Origin of the sequence: Phyllobacterium sp. 22552, from assembly GCF_052044585.1 — a bacterium.
In the GTDB taxonomy this organism is placed as follows: Bacteria; Pseudomonadota; Alphaproteobacteria; order Rhizobiales; family Rhizobiaceae; genus Phyllobacterium; species Phyllobacterium ifriqiyense.
Map to the genome: position 1 here is coordinate 445,971 of NZ_JBQENG010000002.1, position 23,217 is coordinate 469,187.

The 23,217-nt window shown below is 53.4% G+C and carries 26 protein-coding genes; 11 read left to right on the plus strand and 15 right to left on the minus strand.

Annotation, left to right across the window (positions count from 1 at the left end):
* Positions 1–294 precede the first annotated feature (294 nt).
* Positions 295–756, plus strand: coding sequence for a DUF5330 domain-containing protein (locus ACTJI9_RS06380; RefSeq protein WP_440806707.1), 462 nt, complete (start codon positions 295–297; stop codon positions 754–756).
* Positions 757–820: 64 nt separating this feature from the next.
* On the plus strand, positions 821–1,261 hold the full coding sequence (locus tag ACTJI9_RS06385) for a SufE family protein (RefSeq protein WP_440806709.1): 441 nt from the start codon (positions 821–823) through the stop codon (positions 1,259–1,261).
* Between the two features lie 30 nt (positions 1,262–1,291).
* Here the strand turns inward: ACTJI9_RS06385 and ACTJI9_RS06390 are convergent, their stop codons facing one another.
* A complete protein-coding gene (locus ACTJI9_RS06390) occupies positions 1,292–2,092 on the minus strand; it encodes a DUF6456 domain-containing protein (RefSeq protein WP_440806711.1) in 801 nt (266 codons plus the stop codon).
* On the minus strand, positions 2,089–2,541 hold the full coding sequence (locus ACTJI9_RS06395) for a helix-turn-helix domain-containing protein (protein WP_115051959.1): 453 nt from the start codon (positions 2,539–2,541) through the stop codon (positions 2,089–2,091). The genes ACTJI9_RS06390 and ACTJI9_RS06395 overlap by 4 nt, the downstream gene beginning before the upstream one ends.
* A gap of 197 nt (positions 2,542–2,738) precedes the next feature.
* On the opposite strand from ACTJI9_RS06395, the gene ACTJI9_RS06400 reads away from it, so the two are divergent.
* Complete coding sequence (locus ACTJI9_RS06400; protein ID WP_307283601.1) at positions 2,739–3,038, plus strand: cytoplasmic protein; 300 nt, start codon at positions 2,739–2,741, stop codon at positions 3,036–3,038.
* A 166-nt stretch (positions 3,039–3,204) separates the two neighbouring features.
* Here the strand turns inward: ACTJI9_RS06400 and ACTJI9_RS06405 are convergent, their stop codons facing one another.
* Complete coding sequence (locus ACTJI9_RS06405; protein ID WP_115051961.1) at positions 3,205–3,642, minus strand: MucR family transcriptional regulator; 438 nt, start codon at positions 3,640–3,642, stop codon at positions 3,205–3,207.
* Positions 3,643–4,035: 393 nt separating this feature from the next.
* Here ACTJI9_RS06405 and msrB point away from each other — a divergent pair, with 393 nt between their 5' ends.
* Positions 4,036–4,440, plus strand: coding sequence for a peptide-methionine (R)-S-oxide reductase MsrB (gene msrB, locus ACTJI9_RS06410; RefSeq protein ID WP_115051962.1), 405 nt, complete (start codon positions 4,036–4,038; stop codon positions 4,438–4,440).
* A gap of 156 nt (positions 4,441–4,596) precedes the next feature.
* Positions 4,597–6,702 carry a S9 family peptidase gene (locus ACTJI9_RS06415; protein WP_440806715.1) on the plus strand — a complete coding sequence of 702 codons (2,106 nt, stop codon included), beginning with the start codon at positions 4,597–4,599 and terminating at the stop codon, positions 6,700–6,702.
* A 56-nt stretch (positions 6,703–6,758) separates the two neighbouring features.
* Here ACTJI9_RS06415 and ACTJI9_RS06420 read toward each other — a convergent pair whose 3' ends face one another.
* Genes ACTJI9_RS06420 through ACTJI9_RS06430 form a run of 3 tightly spaced genes read right to left on the minus strand, consistent with a single transcriptional unit; the run spans position 6,759 to position 8,010 of the window.
* Positions 6,759–7,175: a GFA family protein gene (locus tag ACTJI9_RS06420; protein WP_440806717.1), complete on the minus strand. Its 417-nt coding sequence runs from the start codon at positions 7,173–7,175 to the stop codon at positions 6,759–6,761.
* 44 nt (positions 7,176–7,219) lie between these two features.
* On the minus strand, positions 7,220–7,684 hold the full coding sequence (locus ACTJI9_RS06425) for an SRPBCC family protein (protein ID WP_440806719.1): 465 nt from the start codon (positions 7,682–7,684) through the stop codon (positions 7,220–7,222).
* On the minus strand, positions 7,681–8,010 hold the full coding sequence (locus ACTJI9_RS06430; protein ID WP_115051966.1) for a metalloregulator ArsR/SmtB family transcription factor: 330 nt from the start codon (positions 8,008–8,010) through the stop codon (positions 7,681–7,683). Before ACTJI9_RS06430 ends, ACTJI9_RS06425 begins: the two co-directional genes overlap by 4 nt.
* 150 nt (positions 8,011–8,160) lie before the next feature.
* Here ACTJI9_RS06430 and ACTJI9_RS06435 point away from each other — a divergent pair, with 150 nt between their 5' ends.
* On the plus strand, positions 8,161–8,499 hold the full coding sequence (locus ACTJI9_RS06435; RefSeq protein ID WP_337353738.1) for a metallophosphoesterase: 339 nt from the start codon (positions 8,161–8,163) through the stop codon (positions 8,497–8,499).
* Positions 8,500–8,528: 29 nt separating this feature from the next.
* Here ACTJI9_RS06435 and ACTJI9_RS06440 read toward each other — a convergent pair whose 3' ends face one another.
* From ACTJI9_RS06440 to ACTJI9_RS06460, 5 genes are all read right to left on the minus strand, one after another.
* On the minus strand, positions 8,529–8,945 hold the full coding sequence (locus ACTJI9_RS06440) for a hypothetical protein (protein WP_337353737.1): 417 nt from the start codon (positions 8,943–8,945) through the stop codon (positions 8,529–8,531).
* Positions 8,946–9,060: 115 nt separating this feature from the next.
* On the minus strand, positions 9,061–9,984 hold the full coding sequence (locus tag ACTJI9_RS06445) for a c-type cytochrome (RefSeq protein WP_440806722.1): 924 nt from the start codon (positions 9,982–9,984) through the stop codon (positions 9,061–9,063).
* Positions 9,985–9,994: 10 nt separating this feature from the next.
* Positions 9,995–10,444, minus strand: coding sequence for a c-type cytochrome (locus ACTJI9_RS06450; protein WP_336440908.1), 450 nt, complete (start codon positions 10,442–10,444; stop codon positions 9,995–9,997).
* 136 nt (positions 10,445–10,580) lie between these two features.
* A complete protein-coding gene (locus tag ACTJI9_RS06455; protein ID WP_307283569.1) occupies positions 10,581–11,564 on the minus strand; it encodes a D-alanine--D-alanine ligase family protein in 984 nt (327 codons plus the stop codon).
* Between the two features lie 188 nt (positions 11,565–11,752).
* Positions 11,753–12,139, minus strand: a complete 387-nt coding sequence (locus tag ACTJI9_RS06460; protein WP_115051972.1) for a hypothetical protein — start codon at positions 12,137–12,139, stop codon at positions 11,753–11,755.
* A gap of 209 nt (positions 12,140–12,348) precedes the next feature.
* On the opposite strand from ACTJI9_RS06460, the gene ACTJI9_RS06465 reads away from it, so the two are divergent.
* Positions 12,349–13,425 carry a CaiB/BaiF CoA transferase family protein gene (locus ACTJI9_RS06465; protein ID WP_440806725.1) on the plus strand — a complete coding sequence of 359 codons (1,077 nt, stop codon included), beginning with the start codon at positions 12,349–12,351 and terminating at the stop codon, positions 13,423–13,425.
* A 109-nt stretch (positions 13,426–13,534) separates the two neighbouring features.
* Here the strand turns inward: ACTJI9_RS06465 and ACTJI9_RS06470 are convergent, their stop codons facing one another.
* On the minus strand, positions 13,535–14,134 hold the full coding sequence (locus ACTJI9_RS06470) for a superoxide dismutase (RefSeq protein ID WP_115051974.1): 600 nt from the start codon (positions 14,132–14,134) through the stop codon (positions 13,535–13,537).
* A 154-nt stretch (positions 14,135–14,288) separates the two neighbouring features.
* Complete coding sequence (locus tag ACTJI9_RS06475; RefSeq protein WP_162802429.1) at positions 14,289–15,167, minus strand: branched-chain amino acid aminotransferase; 879 nt, start codon at positions 15,165–15,167, stop codon at positions 14,289–14,291.
* A 354-nt stretch (positions 15,168–15,521) separates the two neighbouring features.
* Here ACTJI9_RS06475 and ACTJI9_RS06480 point away from each other — a divergent pair, with 354 nt between their 5' ends.
* Positions 15,522–16,232, plus strand: a complete 711-nt coding sequence (locus ACTJI9_RS06480; protein ID WP_115052201.1) for a L,D-transpeptidase — start codon at positions 15,522–15,524, stop codon at positions 16,230–16,232.
* Positions 16,233–16,450: 218 nt separating this feature from the next.
* Here the strand turns inward: ACTJI9_RS06480 and ACTJI9_RS06485 are convergent, their stop codons facing one another.
* Positions 16,451–17,983: a helicase HerA-like C-terminal domain-containing protein gene (locus ACTJI9_RS06485; protein WP_440806728.1), complete on the minus strand. Its 1,533-nt coding sequence runs from the start codon at positions 17,981–17,983 to the stop codon at positions 16,451–16,453.
* Positions 17,984–18,271: 288 nt separating this feature from the next.
* Here ACTJI9_RS06485 and ACTJI9_RS06490 point away from each other — a divergent pair, with 288 nt between their 5' ends.
* A complete protein-coding gene (locus tag ACTJI9_RS06490; RefSeq protein ID WP_440806731.1) occupies positions 18,272–18,637 on the plus strand; it encodes a DUF2267 domain-containing protein in 366 nt (121 codons plus the stop codon).
* Between the two features lie 56 nt (positions 18,638–18,693).
* On the opposite strand, the gene ACTJI9_RS06495 is transcribed toward ACTJI9_RS06490, so the two are convergent.
* Entirely contained in the window at positions 18,694–19,458 is a 765-nt protein-coding gene (locus ACTJI9_RS06495; protein WP_115051977.1) for an SDR family oxidoreductase, read from the minus strand.
* 188 nt (positions 19,459–19,646) lie between these two features.
* Here ACTJI9_RS06495 and ACTJI9_RS06500 point away from each other — a divergent pair, with 188 nt between their 5' ends.
* Together ACTJI9_RS06500 and scpA are read left to right on the plus strand one after the other, a co-directional pair.
* Positions 19,647–21,080, plus strand: a complete 1,434-nt coding sequence (locus tag ACTJI9_RS06500; RefSeq protein WP_440806733.1) for a methylmalonyl-CoA mutase subunit beta — start codon at positions 19,647–19,649, stop codon at positions 21,078–21,080.
* 4 nt (positions 21,081–21,084) lie between these two features.
* Positions 21,085–23,217 carry a methylmalonyl-CoA mutase gene (gene scpA, locus ACTJI9_RS06505; protein WP_440806735.1) on the plus strand — a complete coding sequence of 711 codons (2,133 nt, stop codon included), beginning with the start codon at positions 21,085–21,087 and terminating at the stop codon, positions 23,215–23,217.

Here is a 23,217-nt window from a genome sequence, read left to right on the forward strand (position 1 = left end):
CGTTAACTTTTGCAGACGAGGCTTTAAGGAAAGGATAAAACTGGGGGATCGAATGAGCCGTAAACCCGGTTTCGAGCGATTGTGACTGGCATGGTAAATGAAGAGTTTCGGTCAAACACAAATTGGCGTGTCGAATCGTGCAATCAACGATTTGCGCCTCAACAGTTGTTAATGCTTGGTTTCTATAGTGGCTCAAATTGAGACGCAGGCTTCAACGCTATGTTGCTAAGCCTGTGTCACAGTCTTCGCGTAGGTCGTCTTGGGACGGTGGGTTTTGCGCCAAAGGGTTGGGCTATGTTCTTTTTGATCAGATTTGCGATCAAGTTCTGCTTCTGGATGACAGTCGTGTCATTATTCATGCCTTCGCTCTCCAATGAGAAGGGCGGACCCAGCCCGCTTGAAGCCCTGCTGGCAGCGCAGGACACAATCAGCGATCTGTCGGATTTCTGTACCCGCAAACCCCAGGCCTGTGAAACTGGCAAGGCGGCGATCGCAAATGCTGGCGTACGTGCCGGCGAAGCCGCCAAAGTGGGATATGAATATCTCGATGCCCAGCTCGGCAAAAAATCCGATGATCCGGACTCGGTGGTTGCGAGAGCGCATGGCGATGCGCCAGATACCAGCGATGCTCAAGCAATCAAAGCAAAACTGCGTGAAATGGCTTTACGTGAGATTATCAACGCCGCCACCCGCGAGCGTGAAGAAACAAGCAAAATAGACGCCAAGGCTCATACGGGCTCAGTCAGTAAGAATTGAATTGCATAAAAACGGTGACGTTCGCAGTTAGGAACACTATATGTGCCCTGAACAGGACAATACCATGGCACAGACTATTGACGACATTATTGGCGATTTCGACTTCATCGACGATTGGGAAGAGCGCTATCGCTATGTCATCGACCTTGGTCGTGATCTCAAACCCTATCCGGAAACGGCCCGCGACGCCGTGCATAAGGTCAATGGCTGTGTCAGTCAGGTCTGGCTCAAAAGCACGCTTTCAGCAGGACCAGATCCCGTTATCGAATTTGTCGGCGACAGCGATGCACACATCGTTCGCGGTCTGGTTGCTATCATGATGGCGCTTTACTCAGGCAAAAAAGCTTCGGAAATTCTCGCTATCGATCCGGAAGCCGTTTTGCGGAAGCTAGGTCTTAATGAAAATCTGACGCCGCAACGCTCTAACGGTCTGCGTTCAATGGTCGCCCGCATCCGCCGGGAAGCCGAAACAGCGCTCGGCTCCGCGGATGCAACGCAGCATTAAGCCAAATTCGTCAGAGCAAAATCATTGCCCTTAGCTTATTGAGGGCCGGTAACCTTCGGTGCCCCAGTGAATAATGCTTGAAGTGCGGCGCGTTGGCGCTGGCGGATTGTAATGTCTGTCGAGCACAGCCAGTGCTGTTTTCAGGATCAGTTTTGCTGAACGGACCGGCCATTGCCGCTCACGCTCGACTATTTCCAATCCCTTGAGAAAGCAGCACACATCGACCAAGACGCCCGCAAGTTCAGGTCCGACCGCATTGAGCGCCCGCTCCACACGTTGGCGAGCAGCCAAGGCTGCCTCTGTAATTTCGAGCACACCATTGGAGCGCGAACCACTGCCAGTCACATCCCAGTTAACACTGATCGAGGGCATCAGATTGCCAAGGGTGAAATCCCGACGCAATTGCTCTCCCGCCTTGAACGCCGCTTCGTTGATCAGTGGCCGGCCCGTGCCATCCTTGCGTTTACGCAGATTTGCCAGCGGCGACTCGGCCTCATTGGTGCGAACTTTGCTTGGGCCATGTTCGTCCGGGAGCGTTATGAACGCCTCGTTTCTATGCTGACTGGCAAAGGCATCAACATCGGTGGCGCTCCGCAGCAGCCATGCCTTACCTGCATCGGAAATTTTCAACTCCGACTTACAGGGCACCACGAGTCCCGTCATTGCTGCATGGGCGATAACATCTCTTTTAACGCTCAACACACCATATGCGGCGCTTTCAAGCGTCAATTTTTCCGGCGCTGCCGCTTCAGCGAGTTGCACTGAACCCTTGGCGAGAAATCGTAAAAGGCGCGCAATCATGGCTTGATCGATTGTGGAGTGACCGTTCATCGACGCACCCTCCCGCTTTGAGCAAAGGCCGCCCGAATAACTGTTTCAACCATATGCACGATGCGGTCAAAATCTGTATCCTCGCGCATATCCTCAATCAGATGACAGGCATGGGCCACCGTACTGCGATCTCGCCCGAAGACACGACCGACCTGCGTCATGGACATGCCGAGTGTGACATGCACCACATACATGCCAATTTGGCGAACGCGCGCAACGGCTTGTTCGCACCGCGAGTTTGATCGCAAATCGCAACCTGAAATGTTAAAGAGAGCGGACAACACGTCTAGAACATGTTCACATATCTGGAAATGTTGCTCGCCTAGGACGTCATTCCGAGTAATGACAGCCAGAATCGGCGTAGTCCCGTCGCGACGCGCGCGCAGGGCTTTGACTATTTTTTGCGCATCCGCCGCTGACCTTATCGTATGGTTGAAATTCGGAACCATTACTCTACTCCACCTCTTTAGTAGGAATATCTTCTTATACTCCCACCATCAAGAACGTGGATAAGTTTTTGCCAATTCAACCATTATCCATTTGTTTTAATTATATTATTTGTTTTTCTACTCATTATAAATAGGTCTTTTATCCTACATCACTGCCAATCCACCATAATACCGGCCACACTGAAAGGAGTGGTCCAATGTCGATATGCGAGTTGAAGAAAGAGCGTGGCGCGTTTCTGGCGGCCAAGGAAATCACCGCGGGCGAGGCCCGGCAACGTTTAGCCCTGCAAATATTTTGTAATATTGATCTCGACCAATTGCCTGGAAAAGATGAGGCGAGCCGAGTTCATATGTGCCGGCGTCTGATACGGCTCATAGAGCGCGAACGGCTCAAGGGAACAAGTGGGCATTGGAGTTATGATCTCAATCGCCACATTGGTCTGAAACAGGCATTGGACAGGTTGCAGGGTCAGGCAAAGCCAAAAATGGCCATTTAACAAAAACGGCGCCCAAGGCGCCGTTTTTCAAATCCAAATAGTCAGTTCCAATAGTGGGAGTGCAATCTAGCCTCCCGCATCCGCTTGCCATCAGACCCATTCAAAAAATGTGATCTATTGGCTTTCCGCAGGAGTTGAACTCTTGCCACCCGACCGAATATCGGTCTTAAGCGGCCTTCTTGCGCTTACGACCAAGACCCATATTCTTGGCAAGGCGCGAACGAGCTGCTGCGTAGTTTGGCGCAACCATCGGATAGGAAGGATCAAGATCCCACTTCTCACGATACTGTTCTGGCGTCAGGCTATAATGAGTCATCAGGTGACGCTTCAGTGATTTAAACTTCTTGCCGTCTTCGAGGCAGACAATATAGTCATCTGCAACGGACTTCTTTGGGTTGATTGCAGGTTTTGGTTTTTCCTGAACAGCAACAACCGCCTCTGAGCCACCGTTAACGCGACCAAGCGCTGAATGTACCTCGGCGATGAGCGTCGGCAAATCGCCGGCCGGTACAGAATTATTGCTGACATAGGCAGCAACCAATTCAGCCGTCAGCTCAAGCAAAACATCGCTGGCCGTGGAGTTTGAATTGTCGAATGTGGTCATTAAAGTCCAATTCCTTCGTCTAATTTGAAATATCGGGAGGGGAGTTAAAAAACACCAATATAAAGCTCTAGGGCGCTCTGTTTTCCGACGCCTTTGGCGATCCTCTTTTTCGGATTTTGGTGAATTTGTCAAATCAATACTTCATTTACAAAAGAAATATTTCAAACGACATCAAATTCAGAGATTAACCACCAATCGCGCCAAGAAGCCATACTAACCCCACTCAATGAATGCACGCACCTGCCGACGACGCGCATTCGAGAATTTACCTATATAACTAATACAAAAAATGGCAAAAATGAGGAATATAACGTTTCACGCAAAGCATTCTATAATAACGGATGTTGTGGAGTGCAGTGTTCATGCTTACATTTGCATTGAAAGGAACAAAAAATGAATACAAAAACGTTCAAAGTGGTAAAAACTGATGCAGAATGGCGTGAGCAGTTAACACCGGAACAGTATCAAATTACGCGAAACCATGGAACGGAGCGCGCATTCTCCAGTCCGAACTTCGATAGTAAACTCAAAGGTGTTTATAAGTGCGTTTGCTGTGATCGCCCGCTTTACAAGTCAGAAGCAAAGTATGAGTCCGGTACAGGTTGGCCAAGTTTTACAAATCCAATCGAACCTGACGCAGTGATTGCTGTGGAGGACCGGTCCTATGGCATGCTCCGCACGGAGATTAAATGCTCTGATTGCGATGCCCATCTTGGTCATGTTTTTCCGGACGGACCCGCTCCCACGGGGCTGCGTTACTGCATGAATGGCAATGCCTTGGTCTTTGACCAGGCCTAGTGCGAACCACTGGGCCGAACGCTTCCATTTAATCTGTCCAACTATCAACTAAAGCCGCATTGACGCGATACCGGCTTATATGAAATCTGCGTTGCAGCCCGGAAAATCGTGCCGGGCTGCGAAATGGACCTTATCGCCAACCTTTGAAAGTTCTCCATGACGAATTCGCCACGCTTTTCCGCTCATCCCGTTCCAAAATCCGAAAAGAAGCCTGTTTCTGATACCCGTCATGGCATTACCCGTGTGGATGATTACGCTTGGATGCGTGCGGAAAACTGGCAGGACGTCTTCCGTGATCCATCGACGCTGGAACCGGAAATCCGCAGCCATTTAGAGGCGGAAAATGCCTATCAATCGGCGCTTATGGCCGATACCAAGCCATTGCAGGCCAAGCTGTTTGAAGAAATGAAAGGCCGCATCAAGGAGGATGATTCGTCTGTGCCCTCCAAGGACGGTCCCTATGCCTATGGAACCTCGTTCAAGACCGGCGGCCAGCATCCACGCTTTTTCCGCACACCACGCGATGGCGGCGAGCAGACAATGCTGCTCGACGGTGATCTCGAAGCACAAGACAAAGCCTATTTCAGCCTTGGCTCTGCCGATCATTCGCCCGACCACACCAAGCTGATCTGGGGCGTCGACGACAAGGGCTCTGAATATTACACGCTGAAAGTGCGCGATCTCGAGACAATGCAGGATAATGCCGAAACTGTCAGCGATACGTCAGGCAGCGGCGTCTGGAACGCGCAATCGGACGGCTTCTACTATACGCGCGTTGATGCCAATCATCGCCCTTCCCGCCTGTTCTTTCACAAGCTTGGAACGTCGGAGAGCCAAGACCGCCTGATTCATGAGGAAAAGGACCCGGGTTTCTTTCTGGGTGTTGGGGGCAGTTCCCTTGATGATTTTATCTTCATTGATATTCACGATCACGAGACCTCTGAAGTTTGGCTGATTCCGGCAAATGATGCTTCCGCTGAGCCAAAGCTTGTCGCGGAACGTCAACCCGGCGTTGAGTATAGCCTGACCGAAGGCGGCGACGTTTTCTACATCCTCACAAATGCTGATGGCGCCAAGGATTTCAAAATCATGAGCGTTCCGGTGGCAACGCCGGAAAAAGCCAATTGGAAAGAAGTCGTTGCCCACAAGGCGGGACGTCTGCTGCTTGGACACTCAGCCTACAAGAATCACCTGGTTTGGCTTGAGCGCGAAAATAGTTTGCCTCGAATTGTTATTCGTGACCGCCAGACCGGTGAAGAACATGCCATTGCATTCGATGAAGAAGCCTTTTCGCTCGGCCTTTCCGGCAGCCCCGAATATGATACCGAGGTGATCCGCTTTTCCTATTCGTCGATGACGACGCCGACGCAGCTTTACGACTATAATATGCGGACACGCGAGCGTTCATTGCTTAAAACGCAGGAAGTGCCATCCGGCCACAATCCGGACGACTATGTAACCCGCCGCCTTCTCGCGCCCGCTCATGATGGCGAAACTGTTCCGGTTTCCATCGTTTATCACAAGAACACCAAGTTGGATGGCTCCGCCCCTGCGCTGCTTTACGGCTATGGTTCTTATGGCCACAGCATTCCGGCCAGCTTCAATACCAACTGCCTTTCACTGGCAGATCGCGGTTTCATCTACGCCATTGCCCATATTCGCGGCGGCAAGGATAAGGGCTATGATTGGTATGAAAACGGCAAGCGCCTCAATAAGCTGAATACGTTCAAGGACTTTATCGCTGCCTCCGAACATCTTGTTGCGGAAGGCTTCACCAGTCATGACCGGATCATAGCGCAAGGTGGTTCTGCAGGCGGCATGCTGATGGGCGCCATTGTCAACATGGCACCACAGAACTTTGGCGGCATCATCGCCGAAGTACCCTTTGTTGATGTGATCAATACAATGCTTGATGACACCCTGCCCCTCACCCCGCCAGAATGGACGGAGTGGGGCAATCCGATTACCTCGGCAACCGACTACTCCTATATGGCATCCTATTCGCCTTACGATAATGTCACGGCACAGGCTTACCCGCCGATCCTTGCCGTGGCAGGCCTGACAGATCCGCGCGTCACCTATTGGGAGCCGGCAAAATGGGTTGCCAAGCTACGCGAGCTCAAGACCGACGATAATCCGGTGCTTTTCCGTATCAATATGGATGCCGGGCATGCAGGCGCTTCCGGGCGTTTTTCAAGGCTGGAGGAAGTAGCCTATACGCAGGCCTTTGCCTTGAAATTGGTTGGTAAGGTCGAAGCTTAAGACCAAAGGCAAATCTGGATACGCCACATGTGAAGCCTTGCCGATACCGGCTGCCTTCACATGGGCGGCATCCGTTCGAATTTCGTTAGCGAAGGATCAATGGTGTCCCACGCATGGCCGCGGATGGCGTAAGTGACCACCTGCGGATTGAACCGACTTGGATCGTCAAGGCTGGTCGCGGTGAAAGCGACCATGTCCGGCGTTGCTACCGAGTTCAAATAGACAAGCGTTCCGCAGGTCGGACAGAAGGCGTGAATCTTTTCGATCCCGCTATCGCCTGCGACATTCCATGTGCTCGCTTTGCCGGTGATTTTCATAGCGGCTCTATTGACGAAAGTCAGGTAAGAGCCATGCCCGGTCCCACTTCGTTTCTGGCAATCATGGCATTGGCAGTGGTTTTCGAAGATGGGTGCGCTGCTTATTTCATAGCGAATTTCGCCGCAGGCGCATCCGCCTGTGTAAGGTTTGCTCATAACTCTCTCCCAATAAGCACTAGATCGATGACGACGCGGTTGCGTCAGTCCTTCCCGTCGACAATGCTGCCGATACTCTCGACCACTTTCTTCCAACCTTCGCTCATGCTCTTGAACGCGCTGTCGTTTTTCGGCAGGACGAAGCCGGAATGGATGAGACGCAGGCGCGTGCCGCTTTCACCCTTGGACAGCATGAATGTGACCACGGTGTCGAGCTGTGAGCCATATCCGGAATTACTGCTATGCCCGCCTTTCCAGGCATAAGAAAAGCGCTCATACGGCTTTACCTCAAGCACTTCGCAGTGGACGGTGCCATCCCAAGCGCCCGCTGGCGTGGTTTTGTAGGTGAAGTGTTTGCCTTCCACGGGCTCGAACCCGGACGGAATCATCAACCAGCGTCCCATCAAACTCGCAGTGGTCAATGTTTTCCAGATTGTTTCCGGCGAATGCGGAAAAATCTCGTCCACCACTATTTCTTGCGTATCAGGCTTTAATGCTGCTTCGTTCATGGATCGATTTCCTTCAGCAATGTTCTAAGATTGGCAAAACGCTCGCGCCAGAAGACACCATAATGGTCCATCCAGTTGACGAGTGGCTCAAGCCCTTCCGGCTGAGCGCGGTAGTAAACTTTTCGACCTTCGGGACGCTCAGCAACCAGACCGGCCTGCTTGAGTGTCTTGAGATGTTGCGAAATAGCGCCTTGCGTCACGCCGCTGCCGCGCGTGAGCTCGACAACAGTAATTTCCTGGTTCTCGATAACCTGTTCAAATACGGCCCGCCTTGTGGGATCGGCCAATGCGCGCATGACGGCGTTTATAGGATCTGCTTCTATCATACCAAAGAATTAGCGTATACTAATTCATTAGTCAATACTAATTGAATAAGATGCAGGCATAAATGAATTGGCTGTAGTCTCGCCATGAATGGCATATAGTTGAACCCTGCCCGCAGCGGGATCGACTGGTTTCGCATAGGAGGAATTAGAATGAAGCGCATGACTCAGATTTTGATGTTTGGAATGGCCGTCGCCATTCAGCCTGCACTTTTGTCCGCAGGCATCACGCCAGCACAAGCTGCCATTCGCAAGAATGTCAGCGAATATGCCGGTGAACGCTGCAACGCGCCGCCGATTGGCTCGGGTATAGTCTTTGGCCGTTATAGCGGGACCACAGATAATCCGATGATTTCCTTTGGTGATGACCAGACAACGGTATCTTTCCAACGCTGCTTTGGATCCATGGAGGAATGCCAGGGCTGGCTCTACACGATGCGCAGCAAATATACCGATGGAAATTCCGTGCTCATTGGTTGCAAGCGGCGATAATCATCCCAGCCAAATGTCGCCGCGACTTATTATTCTTCGCGTGAGGCAAGGCACGGATCGAGGACGATATGGGTTTTATCCAATATTCTCATGCCGCCGCGAATGAGAATATTATCTCCAAGTTTCATCCCGTTACCTGAATAGGTGATGCACATCACCTGCACGCCCGATTGCGGACATATCGCCAGATACCAAAGCGCTTCATCGCTATGAATATAGGTGAGAGGCCCCGAAGCCCATAGATCGATGCGATTGCCTTCAGGTGTTTCAAGCCCGGCAATTATTGCCGCCAGGCCTTCGCACGATGCATTTTGTTTGGGCATCTCCTCCGGTCCGGCCAAGCCTGGACGTTCGGAAAATACGGTACCCTGCGCCAACGCTGCAGAGCTAAGACCGCTGAGCATAAGTAAAACAAGGCAGTAATTACGCGCTGATTTGTAAAACATTGCTCTGGCTGCCGCTCCTATCACTGTAGAAGCCGCCAATGGATGACACAATTAGGCACGCTGCAAGCAACGAATTCCAAGGCCTGGCATAAGTAAATCTTATGTCGCCGGCAAATCACTGCGCGGCGGGATAGCCATTCGCATGGGCCGGAATAGCTTTCAGATAGGCGGCAATCGCATCCCGGTCAGACGGTTGCAGATGGGACATGTTCTGCACCACATCGGCCATAGATCCACCCAGCGAATCAAAATCAGGCGTGAATCCACTTTCGAGCGAATAGGCGATATCCTGCGCCGACCAGGAATCAATACCGCCCTCGCCGCCGGTAATATTAGGCACGACACCCTTGCCTTCCGCCGCCTTGGCACCCGCAAGCCACAATGTCTTATCTGGTCCGCCAATGGCGTTGCGCGGTGTATGGCATTCGCCGCAATGGCCAGGGCCTTCGACCAGATATCGGCCGCGCTTGATCGCATCAGTTGCATTGGCAATCGTCAGCACCGGCTGATCGGACAGATAAAGCCGCTTCCACAGGCCAATGCCGCGCCGCACGGTAAAAGGGAAGCTCAGCTTATGCGGGCCTGCAACATTTTCCGAGGGCGGCAAAGTCTTCATGAAGGCATAAAGATCGGCAATGTCCTGCAATTGCATGCGAGCATAGGATGTATAGGGAAAGGCAGGATAATAGTGTCTTCCGTCCGGTGAGACACCATGGGTCATCGCATTGGCAAAATCAGACAACGACCAGCCTGCAATTCCCTGATTGGCAGGCGAAATATTCGGCGTCACAAAGGTGCCAAAGGGCGTGACCAATTCCTCGCCGCCACTTAAAACCAGTCTGGCATCACCAGTCGCGCCCGGAGCGGCGTGGCAGGAAGCGCAGCCGCCTTGCCAGAATACGCTCTGTCCACGTGTTGCATCGCCCGGCGTGGTGGCTGCCAGCTTTGTCTCATCAAGTCGAGTTGGCGCAGACAGCAACCAAAAACCTGCGCCGCCAAGGATCAGGAGGCTGAGTAGGAATTTGAAAATCCGGCGCATCACCGGAAAATCAGTTCTTTTTTATGCGGAAAGCCTGATGACAAGTGCCGCAATTCTGCGTCACCTGATTGAATGCAGTCTTGAAGCTTTCAAGGTCTTTCGGATCAGCGGCAACGGCGGCAGCCACATCGGCTTTATATTTGTCGATAGCAGCAACAAAGGCCGCATTATCTTCCCAGATTTTCGGCGAAGCCGTTGTATCGCCCGTATCACTGCCTGCAGGGAAAAGGGTGGCAGGATCAAGCTTCTGCGCATCATCATTGATCTTTTTCAAAGCTGTCATGACGGTGGCGGCATCAAAGGGTTTTTCTCCCTTGGCGATGGGAGCGATGCTTCCGACTGCCTTTCCCTGATCCTTCATGAGTGCTTGCCTGTCGGCTATGGGATCGGCGCTTGCCGTGGTGGCAAAAACTGCAAGTGCCAGCAATGGCGCGGCAGACAAAGCAATCAGTCTTTTCATCGAATAGAGTCCTACTCTTGTGGCTAATAAGAACTTGGCTTCAAGGGCTTGGGATCACTCTAGTCAAAAGTTTTCGAATTGCACGGGCACAGCGCAATCACATTTTCGTTTGCTGGCGGTTTCAGTAAAAACCCATTTATGCGCTGGCCGAAGTGGCAATCTCGATTTGTCCGTGAAGAAACTCTTTGAAGCTGATACCTTGCGCCGCCAGAGCTTTAGGAAAGAGCGAGGCGTTCGTTAGGCCGGGCAGAGTATTGATCTCAAGGAAGATCGGACCGTCGGCAGCGATGATGAAGTCGCTTCTCGAATAGCCGCGCGCTCCAATGGCTGAGTGCGCTTTTAAGGCCAATGTTTGCAGCGATGTATTGGTCTTCTCGTCAAAGGTGGAAGGGCAAAGCTCATTTGTCTGAGACGATAGATATTTTGCTGCGTAATCAAATACGCCATCGGCGGGCCGGATTTCAACCGGCGGCAGCGCGATCAGTTCTCCCTCATGCTCCAGGATACCGCAGGTGGCGTTTACCCCCTCAATGAATGGCTCTATCAAGTAGGCTTCTTTCTGCATCACCTGTTCGAGCTCATGAATGTCTTCTGGGTTGTTCACAAACAAAAGGCCATAGCTCGATCCGTCTGCTACCGGCTTTGCTACGAGCTTTCCATAAGTGCCAAGATCGTTGGCAGCAGATGCGAGCGAGAGGGTTGGCGGAGTTGCAATGCCAAGCACGGCAACAGCTTCCTTACTGGCAACCTTGTCAAATGCCAGTCGACTGGCCTTGGACCCGCAACCGGTAAATCTGGCGCCGCGTGTCTCACAAAGAGCGGCGAATTCCCCATTTTCTGCCATGCCACCGTGCAAACCAAGGATAAGCACGCGATGCTCCTGAGCGGCGCGATCAATCGCGTCTTCAATGGATCCAATAACTTCGCCAATGGCTGGCAAATCGACCTCAAAGGGGCGCGAATGCCCCATAAGATGGTCCCGCTCGCAGCTTCGGATAATCCCGTCGCTGCCCCAGAACCAGAGATCCGCTTCCGGAAGCGTAGCGGCGATGGCTTGCGTACTTGCAACTGAAACGAGGCGCTCTCGATTTTCGCCGCCAAAGAGGATTATGTTGCCCATGCAGTTGAATTCCCCAGATCTTTACAACGGGCCCACCTCTTATGGATTTGATGGCTTTTTCAAGGAGCGGCCACGCCCACAACCATTCAACGGGCTGCCTGAAACTGCCTTCGGAAAGCAGGTCACACAAAAAAGCCCCTCCATCTTGTGATGAAGGGGCTTTGTTCATGTTGCCGCAGCGAGCCTGGTTACAGATCGAAGATGATCTGCGCGTTGCCTGTCCGGTAATAATGCGGACGATAGTGGCGCGGGCGATCATATCGACGGTCCCAACGGCGATAATGTGGCCGGTCCCAACTGCGGTAGTACGGCCGATCATATCGACGATAATGCGGGCGGTCCCAACGGCGATGATGGCGGCGCTCCCAGCGATCGCGGCGATCCCAACGGCGTTCGTAACGATCACGACGATGCCACCTGCGGTGATCAACCTTCTGAACCAGCGTGTCAGCACCGGTTCCAGTCGCTTCAATCGATCTTTGCACCGTTGCAGGTGCGGCGCTGGCCGATCCCGCAGTTCCCAGAGTACCAACCGATATCAAAACAGCACAAATTGCTGAAATCAGCTTTCTCATTGTTCCTCCAGTGAACACCTCTCAGAATGAGGGCATCCAGCGTGTTAAAAGTCCCTAAGGTATTAGACTTAAGTCTAATCCTCTGAACGACAGATGAACAACCAATATGGCAAGGCGAAGGCGTAAAATTTTTGCCGGATGACTCGCTGGCCACTGGGCATTAAAAATGCCAACCTGCCTCGAATAATCGCGTCCGAGGCTGGCTACTCATGGAAGATATGCCCCCACGGCAAGGTCCGCTTGCAGGCATTAAGGTACTGGAATTTATAGGGATTGGCCCTGCTCCACATTGCGCCATGCTTCTGGCAGATCTTGGCGCAGATGTTGTGAGAATTGAGCGGTTGGGAGGCAATGGCTGGCCCAACCCCGTTCAAGATCGTGGACGCCGCATTCTGCAATTGGATATACGTGCTGATTCGGGGCGCACTCGGTGTCTCGAACTAGCGGCAAAAGCGGATGTGCTTATTGAGGGTTATAGGCCCGGCGTGATGGAACGGCTTGGCCTTGGACCAGATATTTTGCGAGCTCTCAATCCCCGTCTGGTTTATGGCCGCATCACGGGCTGGGGACAGACTGGCCCGCTCGCTCAGACCGCCGGACACGACATCAATTATATCGCTCTTGCGGGGGCGCTTGCTTCGATGGGCACGAGCGGCCCTCCTCTGCCGCCACTCAATCTGGTTGGCGATTATGGCGGCGGGTCGATGCTTCTGGCCTTCGGTGTTCTTGCTGCACTGATCGAGCGGCAAAGTTCAGGCAGAGGACAGGTTATCGATGCCGCGATTATAGATGGCGTCTCGTCCCTGATGAGCCTTTTTACCGGGCTTGCAGCGACGGCAAGCCTTTCCATGGAGCGTGACAGAAATCTTCTCAACGGAGCGGCGCCCTATTACCGCAGCTATGCCTGTTCTGATGGACGCCACATTGCTGTTGGGGCGTTAGAGCCGAAATTCTTTGCCGAATTATTGGAAAAGCTGGGCATGGATACACGGTGGCTGGCATTGCAGAACGCCCATGAAAACTGGCCCGAACTTGAAGCGGAATTTACACGAATCTTCGCCATGCGAACGCAGGCAGAATGGTGCACATTGCTCGAATCCACGGATGCCTGTTTCGCACCGGTGTTGACGTTAAGCGAGGCACCGCATCACCCGCATATGCAAGCGCGCAAGACCTATGTTCAAGTGGATGGCCAGCAGCAATCTGCACCGGTCCCCAGATTCTCCCGAACACCGGGCGAAGCAAGGTCTTCGGTTACGCTGAAGCCGGAAGATGATATTTGGTAATTTCAGGCTTGCGCTGAATTGCAGTTGCGGTTCGCCAAACCAAAACAGACAGCTCAAAATAAAACGGCCCCGATAAACGGAGCCGTTTCAGACCGTTTATGAAACCGGTTTATTTGGCTTTTTCGTAAAGCTCGGCAACATAGTCCCAATTGATCAGGCTATCGACAAAGGCTTCCAGATATTTTGGACGGGCATTGCGATAATCGATGTAATAGGAATGTTCCCACACATCGACGCCTAGAATTGGCGTTGCGCCGTGAACCAGCGGGTTTTCGCCGTTTGGTGTCTTAGAAATTTCGAGCTTGCCGTCTTTGACTGAAACCCATGCCCAACCCGAGCCGAACTGTGTTGTGCCAGCTGCGATGAAATCCGTGCGAAACTTGTCATAGCCGCCAAGGTCGGATTCAAAAGCCTTTTCCAGAGCGCCGGGAAGCTTCTTGCCGCCGCCGTCTTTCTTCAGCCAGTTCCAGAAATGCAGATGGTTGTAATGCTGACCGGCATTGTTGAACAGGCCAGCGTTCTTTCCATAGGATTGCTTGACGATTTCCTCAAGGGAAAGGCCCTCAAGACCAGCTTCGGCAGCCAGTTTGTTGCCGTTATCGACATAAGCCTTGTGGTGCTTGTCATGGTGATATTCGAGCGTTTCGCGGGACATAAAGGGTGCGAGCGCGTCATAATCATACGGCAGTGCGGGCAATTCGAAAGCCATGGAAGTCTCCTCTTCGATCTATATCTGTGACGGGATAGGCTGCCCGTTCGGGTGATGACCTATCCTGACAAAACCTGCCTTGGTTACATAGGTCCGTATTTGTTCGGGAGCAATGCGAAACGGATCAATATTTCGGCTTGAACGCATTATCGGGTCAAATTTTCGGCCCGGCATGGGCGAACTCCCAATAAAGCTCTCTCGCCTTGCGGGCTATCGGACCGACTTGCAGCTCACGGTCCTCAATTTTGATAACGGGCACAACCTTCGAATGGTTCCCCGTGGAGAAAATCTCGTCCGCCTGAAGGAAATCCTGAACCGTCAACGTCGTCTGCGTGGTACGGAAACCATAGTCAGCCAGAACATCGATAATACGCGAACGGGTAATGCCTGAAAGGAACGTGCCGTTTGGTGCCGGGGTGAAAATATGCCCGTCCTTGACCATGAATATATTGGAGCTGGCCGTTTCAGCCACATTGCCCAGCATGTCGAGAACCAGCGCATTGTCAAAACCGCGCGAACGCGCTTCCAAAATGGCCCGGCCATTGTTCGGATAAAGGCAACCGGCCTTGGCATTGGTCGGCATGGTTTCAAATGTGGGGCGGCGGAAGGGCGAAACGCTCAGCGAGAAGCCGGTCGGTTCAAGCATGGGCGCTTCGTAAATGCTCAGGCAAAAGCGGGTGGACTCAGGATCGGCCGGTACGCCCATATAGCCGCCATGTTCGCCCCAATACATGGGCCGGATGTAGACCGCTGTCTCGCCATCGAATTTTTTCAGGCCATCATGGGTCAATCCGACGATTTCGTCGGCACTCATCGTCGGCTTCAGCCCCATGGCAATGGCTGAGGTGTTGACGCGGGCGCAGTGCAGATCGAGATCGGGCGCCACGCCCTCAAACCAGCGCGCGCCATCAAACACGGTAGAAGCCAGCCACATGGCATGGGTGCGCGGACCAATCAGCGGCACGTTTCCCTCATACCAATCCCCGTCGACATAGGTCCAGGTTGCGGTTTGCGCTGCTGAATTAACTGCCATGATGCTGATTCCGTTCATGCTGATTGTGTTGAAGCAACGAAAAGCCATTTAGCGCTGAGGTCAATAGCCGTAATCGACTGCCCCACCAATAAACGGACTGCATTGATATGATGCGTGGTTCGCGAACCACGCACAATATTAATGCAATCACCTTTCCTCACGAAGTGTTTATCATCAGACAAGCTTGGAAAGCAGCGAATGCACCGCGTTTCTGTTGCCCGCGCGCAACAGTTGTGAGCTTGCCTTGTTTATGCCCTATTGCTAACGGTTCATCGCCATATTCTTTGTGCGTTTAGAGCATGTTACCAATAGTGACTGCGTGCTGAACTTTCCCGCCACCAACCTGGTTTAATGATGCAAAACACACTTACACGTCGCGGCTTCCTCACGGCAATGACTGCAACTGCAGCAGCCGGCCTCGCAGGATGTGCACAGATCCGCGGTGATATGCCGGTCATCAAGGTCGATGATTATGGCAATCCGCTAAGACCCGGAACTGACGTTGATCCGGCTTTGGGCTCCTATGAGGCCATGTATTCAGCACGCGAAGATGGCGGCTTCCAGCTACCGGCCATACCGGTAAAAAAGATGGACCCGCGTTATCTGCGCCAGATCGTGCGCGATCCCACGGGCGAACAGCCGGGAACCATCGTCGTCGATACAAACACAAAATTTCTTTATCTGGTGCGCGAAAATGGCGAGGCCATCCGTTACGGCGTTGGTCTTGGTCGTGAGGGTTTTGCATGGTCAGGCCGCGCCATTGTTCAGTGGAAGCGCCATTGGCCCAAATGGACTCCACCGGATGAGATGATTGCCCGCCAACCGGAATTGGCTCAATATAGCTCTGCAAATGGTGGCATGGCGCCGGGTCTGAACAATCCACTGGGCGCGCGCGCGCTTTATATTTTCCAGAACGGCGTGGACACGCTCTACCGCCTGCATGGATCACCGGAATGGTGGACAATCGGCAAGGCGGTTTCGTCAGGCTGCGTGCGCTTCATCAACCAGGATATCATCGATCTTTATGATCGCGTCCCAAACAAGACGCCGATTCTCGTTATTTAAGTTTATGCCGCTCAAACAAAGGCCGATGGAGCAATCCATCGTCCTTTTGGGTGCTGATGACAGTACTGTTACACTAAGGTCCTGCCTCGGTGTTCAGCAGTTAAAAAACTGCACTACTGCAATCGAGCATCATCACAGGCCCAGGAGGGGTTCGCGGGAGGGGCGCAATCGCCCACTCACCATCTTTGCGCGTGTTCGGAATTCCGAAGGCGTTGAAACTAGCGTTTGCTGAGGCTTCCCAAAATCCCTCGGACCAGCGCGCGTCCGAGCGAGGAGCCGACGGAGCGGACAACGGATTTCATCGCGGCTTCCGCTACAGTTTGGCGACCACGGATCTGGCCACCGCGCGGACCGGTCTTGGTTTCACCGCCGAGAAAATCGGGAAGCTTCCAGCCGCCTGTACTATCAGCCTCTGCCTGCTGCGTTTGCGCCTCTTCTTCGGTTTTCGTCTGCACTGCCTTCTTCTGCAAAAGCTCATAGGCGGATTCGCGGTCGACCATTTCATCATAGATACCGGCAACTGGGCTGGCATTGATGAGTTTCTGACGCTCATCAATATTCAACGGACCGATGCGCCCCGATGGCGGGCGGATCAATGTCCGCTGGACCATGGAAGGCACGCCCTTTTCAGCCAGCGTGGAAACCAGGGCTTCGCCCGTGCCGAGATTGGTGATTGCTTCGAATGTGTTGAAGTCCGGATTGGCGCGGAATGTATCGGCAGCCGTCTTTACGGCATTCTGCTCGCGCGGCGTATAGGCGCGCAAAGCATGCTGCACGCGGTTACCAAGCTGTGCCAGCACCGTTTCAGGCACGTCCAGCGGGTTCTGCGAGATGAAGAAGACACCAACGCCCTTTGAGCGAATCAACCGGACAACCTGCTCAACGCGTGTGAGCAGAGCTTTGGGCGCTTCATTAAAAAGAAGGTGGGCCTCATCGAAGAAGAAGACCAGGCGCGGCTTTTCCGGATCGCCGATTTCCGGCAATTCTTCAAAAAGCTCCGAGAGCAGCCAAAGCAGGAACGTCGAGTAAAGGCGCGGATTCATCATGAGCTTGTCAGCTGCAAGAATGCTGACCTGCCCCCGCCCATCGGTTCCGGTACGCATAATATCGGTGATTTTCAGCGCGGGTTCTCCGAAGAACTTCGTGCCGCCCTGCTGTTCGAGCACCAGTAGCGAACGCTGGATCGCTCCAACCGAAGGCTTGGTCACATTGCCGTAGCGTGCCGAGATTTCCTCAGCCCGCTCCGCAATATTAACCAGCAGCGATTGCAGGTCCTTCATGTCGAGAAGCAGAAGCCCTTCTTCATCGGCGATCTTGAACGCGATATTCAAAACGCCTTCCTGCGCTTCCGTCAGATTCATCAGGCGCGAGAGAAGAAGCGGACCCATTTCAGAAATAGTCGCGCGGATCGGATGACCCTGCTCGCCGAAAATATCCCAGAAGATAACCGGCGCCGAAGCCATTGTGTAAGGATCGAGTTTTACGTCAGCTGCGCGTTTGACGAGAAAATCCTTCTCCTCGCCTTTGGCTGCGATTCCCGACAGATCGCCTTTGATGTCCGAACAGAAAACCGGCACTCCGGCTGCGGAGAAGCCTTCAGCCAAAACTTGCAGCGTGACGGTCTTACCAGTGCCGGTTGCGCCCGTGATCAGACCATGGCGATTACCGAATTTGAGCAATAACGACTCGGCCTGATTATAGCTGTCATCCGGCTTGCGGCTTGCACCAAGGAAAATACTGTCTGCGGCCATGTCGTTCTGTCCTCGTCACTGTCGTCACTTGACCCATGGTATAAACAGCCAAATCCCGTGCGACAATGGCAGAACGTCGATGTTACAGAAAAGCACAAAATGGTGAGCGTCCCCTTCAATGCCGATGCGATTACGGGAAAACAGGCGATGCAAGAGAATCTTCACCTGCAATTGCATTTTAATTGTGTAGGGTTGAAAACATGCCCCAGATGAAAACGAACACTTGTGTGATATGAATTTCACGCATATTACGTAAACGTAATTCAAGCCAGTTGGGAGATTGCACTTATGGATGAACTTATCGCTCGTATTACCGCCAATGTCGGCACCGACCCTGAAACCGCGCGCAAGGCGGTCGGCCTCATTCTGGCGTTTTTGCAGAAGGAAGCCCCTGCCGATAAGGTTGATCTGCTGATTGCTGGCGTACCCGGCAGCGAAGAGACAATTGCTGAAGCCAAGGGTAGCGGCGGGTTGCTTTCCGGCCTTATGCCCGGCGTCATGGGCCTTGGGTCGAAGCTGATGGGCATCGGTCTCGGCATGGGCGAAATCAGCGGCATTTCCAAGGAAACCATTGCGTTTGCACGTGAAAAGGCTGGAAGCGGCCCGGTCGACGAGGTCGTCAATTCAATTCCGGGTCTTAGCCAGTTCGTTTAAAACGGTCATTTTCAGACTCCGTGAAAACGCGCGCTTTAAAGCGCGCGTTTTCGTTTTTACGTGCGGTTGATCGATACGCCGCCATCAACAAGCATGGCCGAGCCTGTTGTAAAACTGGACGCATCAGAAGCGAGATAAAGCACAGAGCGAGCGATCTCCGCTGGCATTGCCCTTCGCTTAAGCGCATGCAGCCCTTCCACAAAGGAGAGTTTTTCCGGCGTATCCACCCAAGCTTCCGCCATTGTTGTTTCTGTGCCGCCGGGCAGAATCGCATTGACGCGAATACCTTGCGGTCCAAGTTCAGCAGCCAGCGATTTCATCAAGCCAATGACGCCCGCCTTGCTCGCGCCATAAGCAGCCGTTCCGGGAAATCCCACGGTGTAGCCGACAAAGGTCGACGTAAAAATCAGCGAACCAGCCCCACGTTTCTGCATCGCCGGAATTTGGTATTTCGCACCCAGAAAGGCGCCTGTGAGATTAACGTTCAGCGTGTCTTGCCAGCCTTTCAATGTAATGTCGGGGGTCGCTCCCATCTCGCCATTGATACCCGCATTATTAAATCCGATATCCACCCCGCCAAATGTGTCCTCCGCCAGCTCCACCAATGCCTTGGCATAGGGTTCGTCTGCAACGTCTCCCGCAAGAGCAACCGCTTTGCCGCCCGCAGCTTCGATTTCCGCAACAAGCTTATCAAGCTCGTTTTGACGTCTTGCCGCCACAACAATATTCGCGCCTTCGCTCGCCAGGAGCTTTGCTGTTTCATAGCCGATGCCGGAACTTGCACCTGTGATAATAGCCGTTTTTCCATTGAGGATTTTCATAATTTAAACCTTTCGCCTGTTCGTGACGGCCAAGCTTTCATGGATCACCAATGCCAGCCACCCGAAACCGGCGGCGAGGAAAATTCATTTTATTTTCAGTGCGTTGCGCTAGCGGCACTTTGCTTTGTTGCGAAGCAGCATGGTTCCACCTAAAGTCACAAACAAAGAACAGACTGCCGGGAGAAAGCATGGACGCGTCACTGCTCAAGGAAACTGAATTTGCGCAGACGACCCACGAAAAATGGGTCAAACTTGCGCAGAAAGCCTTGAAAGGCGCTGATTTCAACGAAACCCTGGTTTCCCGCACCGATGATGACATTGCTGTCGGCCCATTGTATCAGCGCGCCAGTAAGGCGCAGCTCACTCCGCGCAAAAACCCCTCCCAAGTCTGGCACATCGTACAGCGCATTGATGATCCAGATCCCGCTCGGGCAAATAAGCAACTATTGGAAGATCTGGAAAATGGCGCGACGGGAATCGCACTGGTTTTCGAAGGCGCACCCAATGCTTTCGGATATGGACTGCCAGCCACCCGTGAAGCTGTTGATCAGGTTTTGCGAGGCGTCCATCTCGACATGATTCACCTGCGGATGGACGTTCATCCAAAAAGCCGCGCCTGTGCTGACTGGTTCGTCGACTATATGCGGCCACGCGATGTCAATCCGAAGACACTGAGCTTTTCCTTGGGTATCGATCCGGCGGCAACTTTGGCGGGAACGGGGCGTTTGCGCATGAGTATCGCAGCGCTGAAAGCTTCGCTGCCGCAGGCACTTGCCGGATTTTTCTCCGATGATCTCCCCGGTATTGTGCTGGAAGCCGATGGCCGCGTTTATCACAATGCCGGAGCCACCGAAGCGCAGGAGCTTGGTGCCATGCTCTCCATTGCTGCGGGGCATTTCCGGTTGTTTGAGGAAGCCCGCCAGCCCATTCACTATGCCGCGCCGCATATCGGTTTTGCGCTGTCAGTCGATCAGGATCAGTTTATTTCTATCGCTAAAATACGCGCGCTGCGCCGTCTCTGGGCGCGCTTGCAGGAGGCCTGCGATATCACCCCATCTGCGGCGATGATCCATGCGGAAACCTCGATGCGCATGATGACGAAGCTTGATCCGGAAACCAATATTCTGCGTACCACCATAGCGTCCTTCGCCGCCGCTATCGGCGGTGCAGATACGATCGCTATTCTCCCGCACACCATTACGCACGGGCTGCCGGATGGCTCTGCGCGCCGCCTTGCCCGTAACACCCAGCTCGTTCTTGCGGACGAAAGCAACCTTGCTTTTGTTGCCGATCCTGCCTGTGGTTCCGGTGCAGTCGAAAGTCTGACCGAAGCGCTATGCGCGGCAGCATGGAAAGAATTTCAAACCCTCGAGCGTGAAGGCGGCATTCTGCAAAGCCTTGTTGAAGGCAAGCTCCAGGAGCGCATCGTCAATGCTCGCCATGCTCGGGCCGAGCGGTACAAATCCGGCGAGCGTTCGATCATCGGCACAACCGTCTTCCCGGCCGCCACCGAACGCCCTGTGAAAGTGCTGGACGCTCCGCACATGCCATTGCCAACGGACGGCGTGGTGCACTGCGAACCGCTGACATTTCCGCGCATTGACGAAACACTGCAGGCTTGAACCGATGAGAATTCCCGATTTTACCAAGATCGATTGGCAAGCACCGAAAAGCGCAGCCGCACAGCCGGATGCTGCTGTCTGGAAAACGCCGGAAGATATCAAGGTCAGGCGCTCTTATGGCGATACGGCCTTGCGTGGCCAGCCACACCTTGATTCATTTCCCGGCGCTGCGCCCTTCATACGCGGCCCCTACCCGACCATGTACGTTCAGCAACCCTGGACCATTCGGCAATATGCTGGGTTTTCGACGGCAGAAGAGTCCAATGCCTTTTATCGCCGTAATCTGAAAGGCGGACAGAAAGGGCTTTCTGTTGCCTTCGATCTCGCAACACATCGCGGGTATGATAGCGACCACCCCCGTGTCGCGGGCGATGTTGGCATGGCGGGTGTGGCCATCGATTCCATTCTCGATATGCAACAATTATTCGACGGCATTCCGCTAGGCGAGATGACTGTTTCGATGACCATGAATGGCGCAGTGCTTCCCATTCTGGCGCTTTACATCGTTGCTGCGGAAGAACAGGGCGTGCCACAGGAAAAGCTCGCCGGGACCATTCAGAACGATATTCTGAAAGAGTTCATGGTGCGCAATACCTACATCTATCCGCCCCAGCCATCCATGCGGATCATTTCCGATATTTTCTCCTACACATCGGAGAAGATGCCGAAATTCAATTCGATCTCGATTTCCGGTTATCATATGCAGGAAGCCGGAGCGACGGCAGATCTCGAGCTTGCCTACACCATTGCCGATGGCATTGAATATGCCCGCGCTGGCGTCGCTGCCGGTCAGGACATTGATACATTTGCGCCAAGGCTTTCATTTTTCTGGGCAATCGGCATGAACTTCTTCATGGAAGTGGCCAAGTTGCGGGCGGCACGACTGCTTTGGGCTGTTTTGATGAAGAAGAACTTCAATCCCAAGGATGAGCGTTCGCTATCGCTGCGGACCCATTCGCAGACATCAGGCTGGTCGCTCACGGCGCAGGACCCGCACAACAACATCATGCGCACCATGATTGAGGCGATGGCTTCAACGCAGGGGCATACGCAGTCTTTGCATACAAATTCCTTTGACGAAGCCTTGGCTTTGCCAACCGACCATTCCGCACGCATAGCGCGTAATACGCAGCTGATCCTGCAAAAGGAGTCCGGAACAACCCGGATTATCGACCCGTGGGGTGGATCGGCCTATGTTGAACGGCTGACCTATGATCTGGCGCGGCGTGCCCTTTCGCATATTGAAGAGATCGAAACGCTGGGCGGCATGGCCAAGGCCATTGAACAGGGCATTCCTAAAATGCGTATCGAAGCAGCAGCAGCCCGCACACAAGCGCGTATCGATAGTGGCCAGCAACCGGTGATCGGCGTCAATTCCTACCGCCCTACCGAAGACACGCTGGTCGATGTGCTCAAGGTCGACAATGCCGAGGTGCGCGCGCGCCAGCTTTCCAAGCTTCAGCAACTCAAAGGCACGCGTGATGTTGCAGCCGTCGATGATGCGCTTTCCGTGCTGACTTCGGCCGCCAAATCAGGAAGGGGCAATCTGCTTGATTTGGCGGTTAAAGCCGCTCGTGCAAGGGCAACAGTGGGTGAGATCTCACTGGCGCTGGAAAAAGCCTATGGCCGTCATGTTGCAACCATTCACACGATTTCCGGCGTTTATCGCAAGGAAGTTGGAAAGAGCGAAGTTGTTGACCGCGTTCAGGCAAAGTGTGCAGCCTATGAAAAGCGGACCGGCGAAAAACCACGCATTCTCGTTGCTAAAATGGGACAGGATGGGCACGACCGAGGCCAGAAGGTTATCGCCACTGCGTTTGGTGATCTTGGTTTCGATGTGATCGTTGGAGCAATGTTCCAGACGCCCGAGGAAGTTGCGGAACTGTCAGCGGAAAGCAATGTGCATATTGTTGGCGTTTCATCGCTTGCTGCCGGACATCTGACCTTGGTGCCTGAACTCAAGGAGTCATTGAAACGTCACGGCCGCGAGGACATATTGGTCATCGTCGGCGGGGTTATTCCGCCGCAGGACTATGAAGCTGTTCTGCAAGCTGGCGCTGCTGCGATTTTCCCTCCAGGGACTGTCATAGGCGAAGCCGCAGAGAAACTGATTGATACGCTGTTGGATTCACTTTGA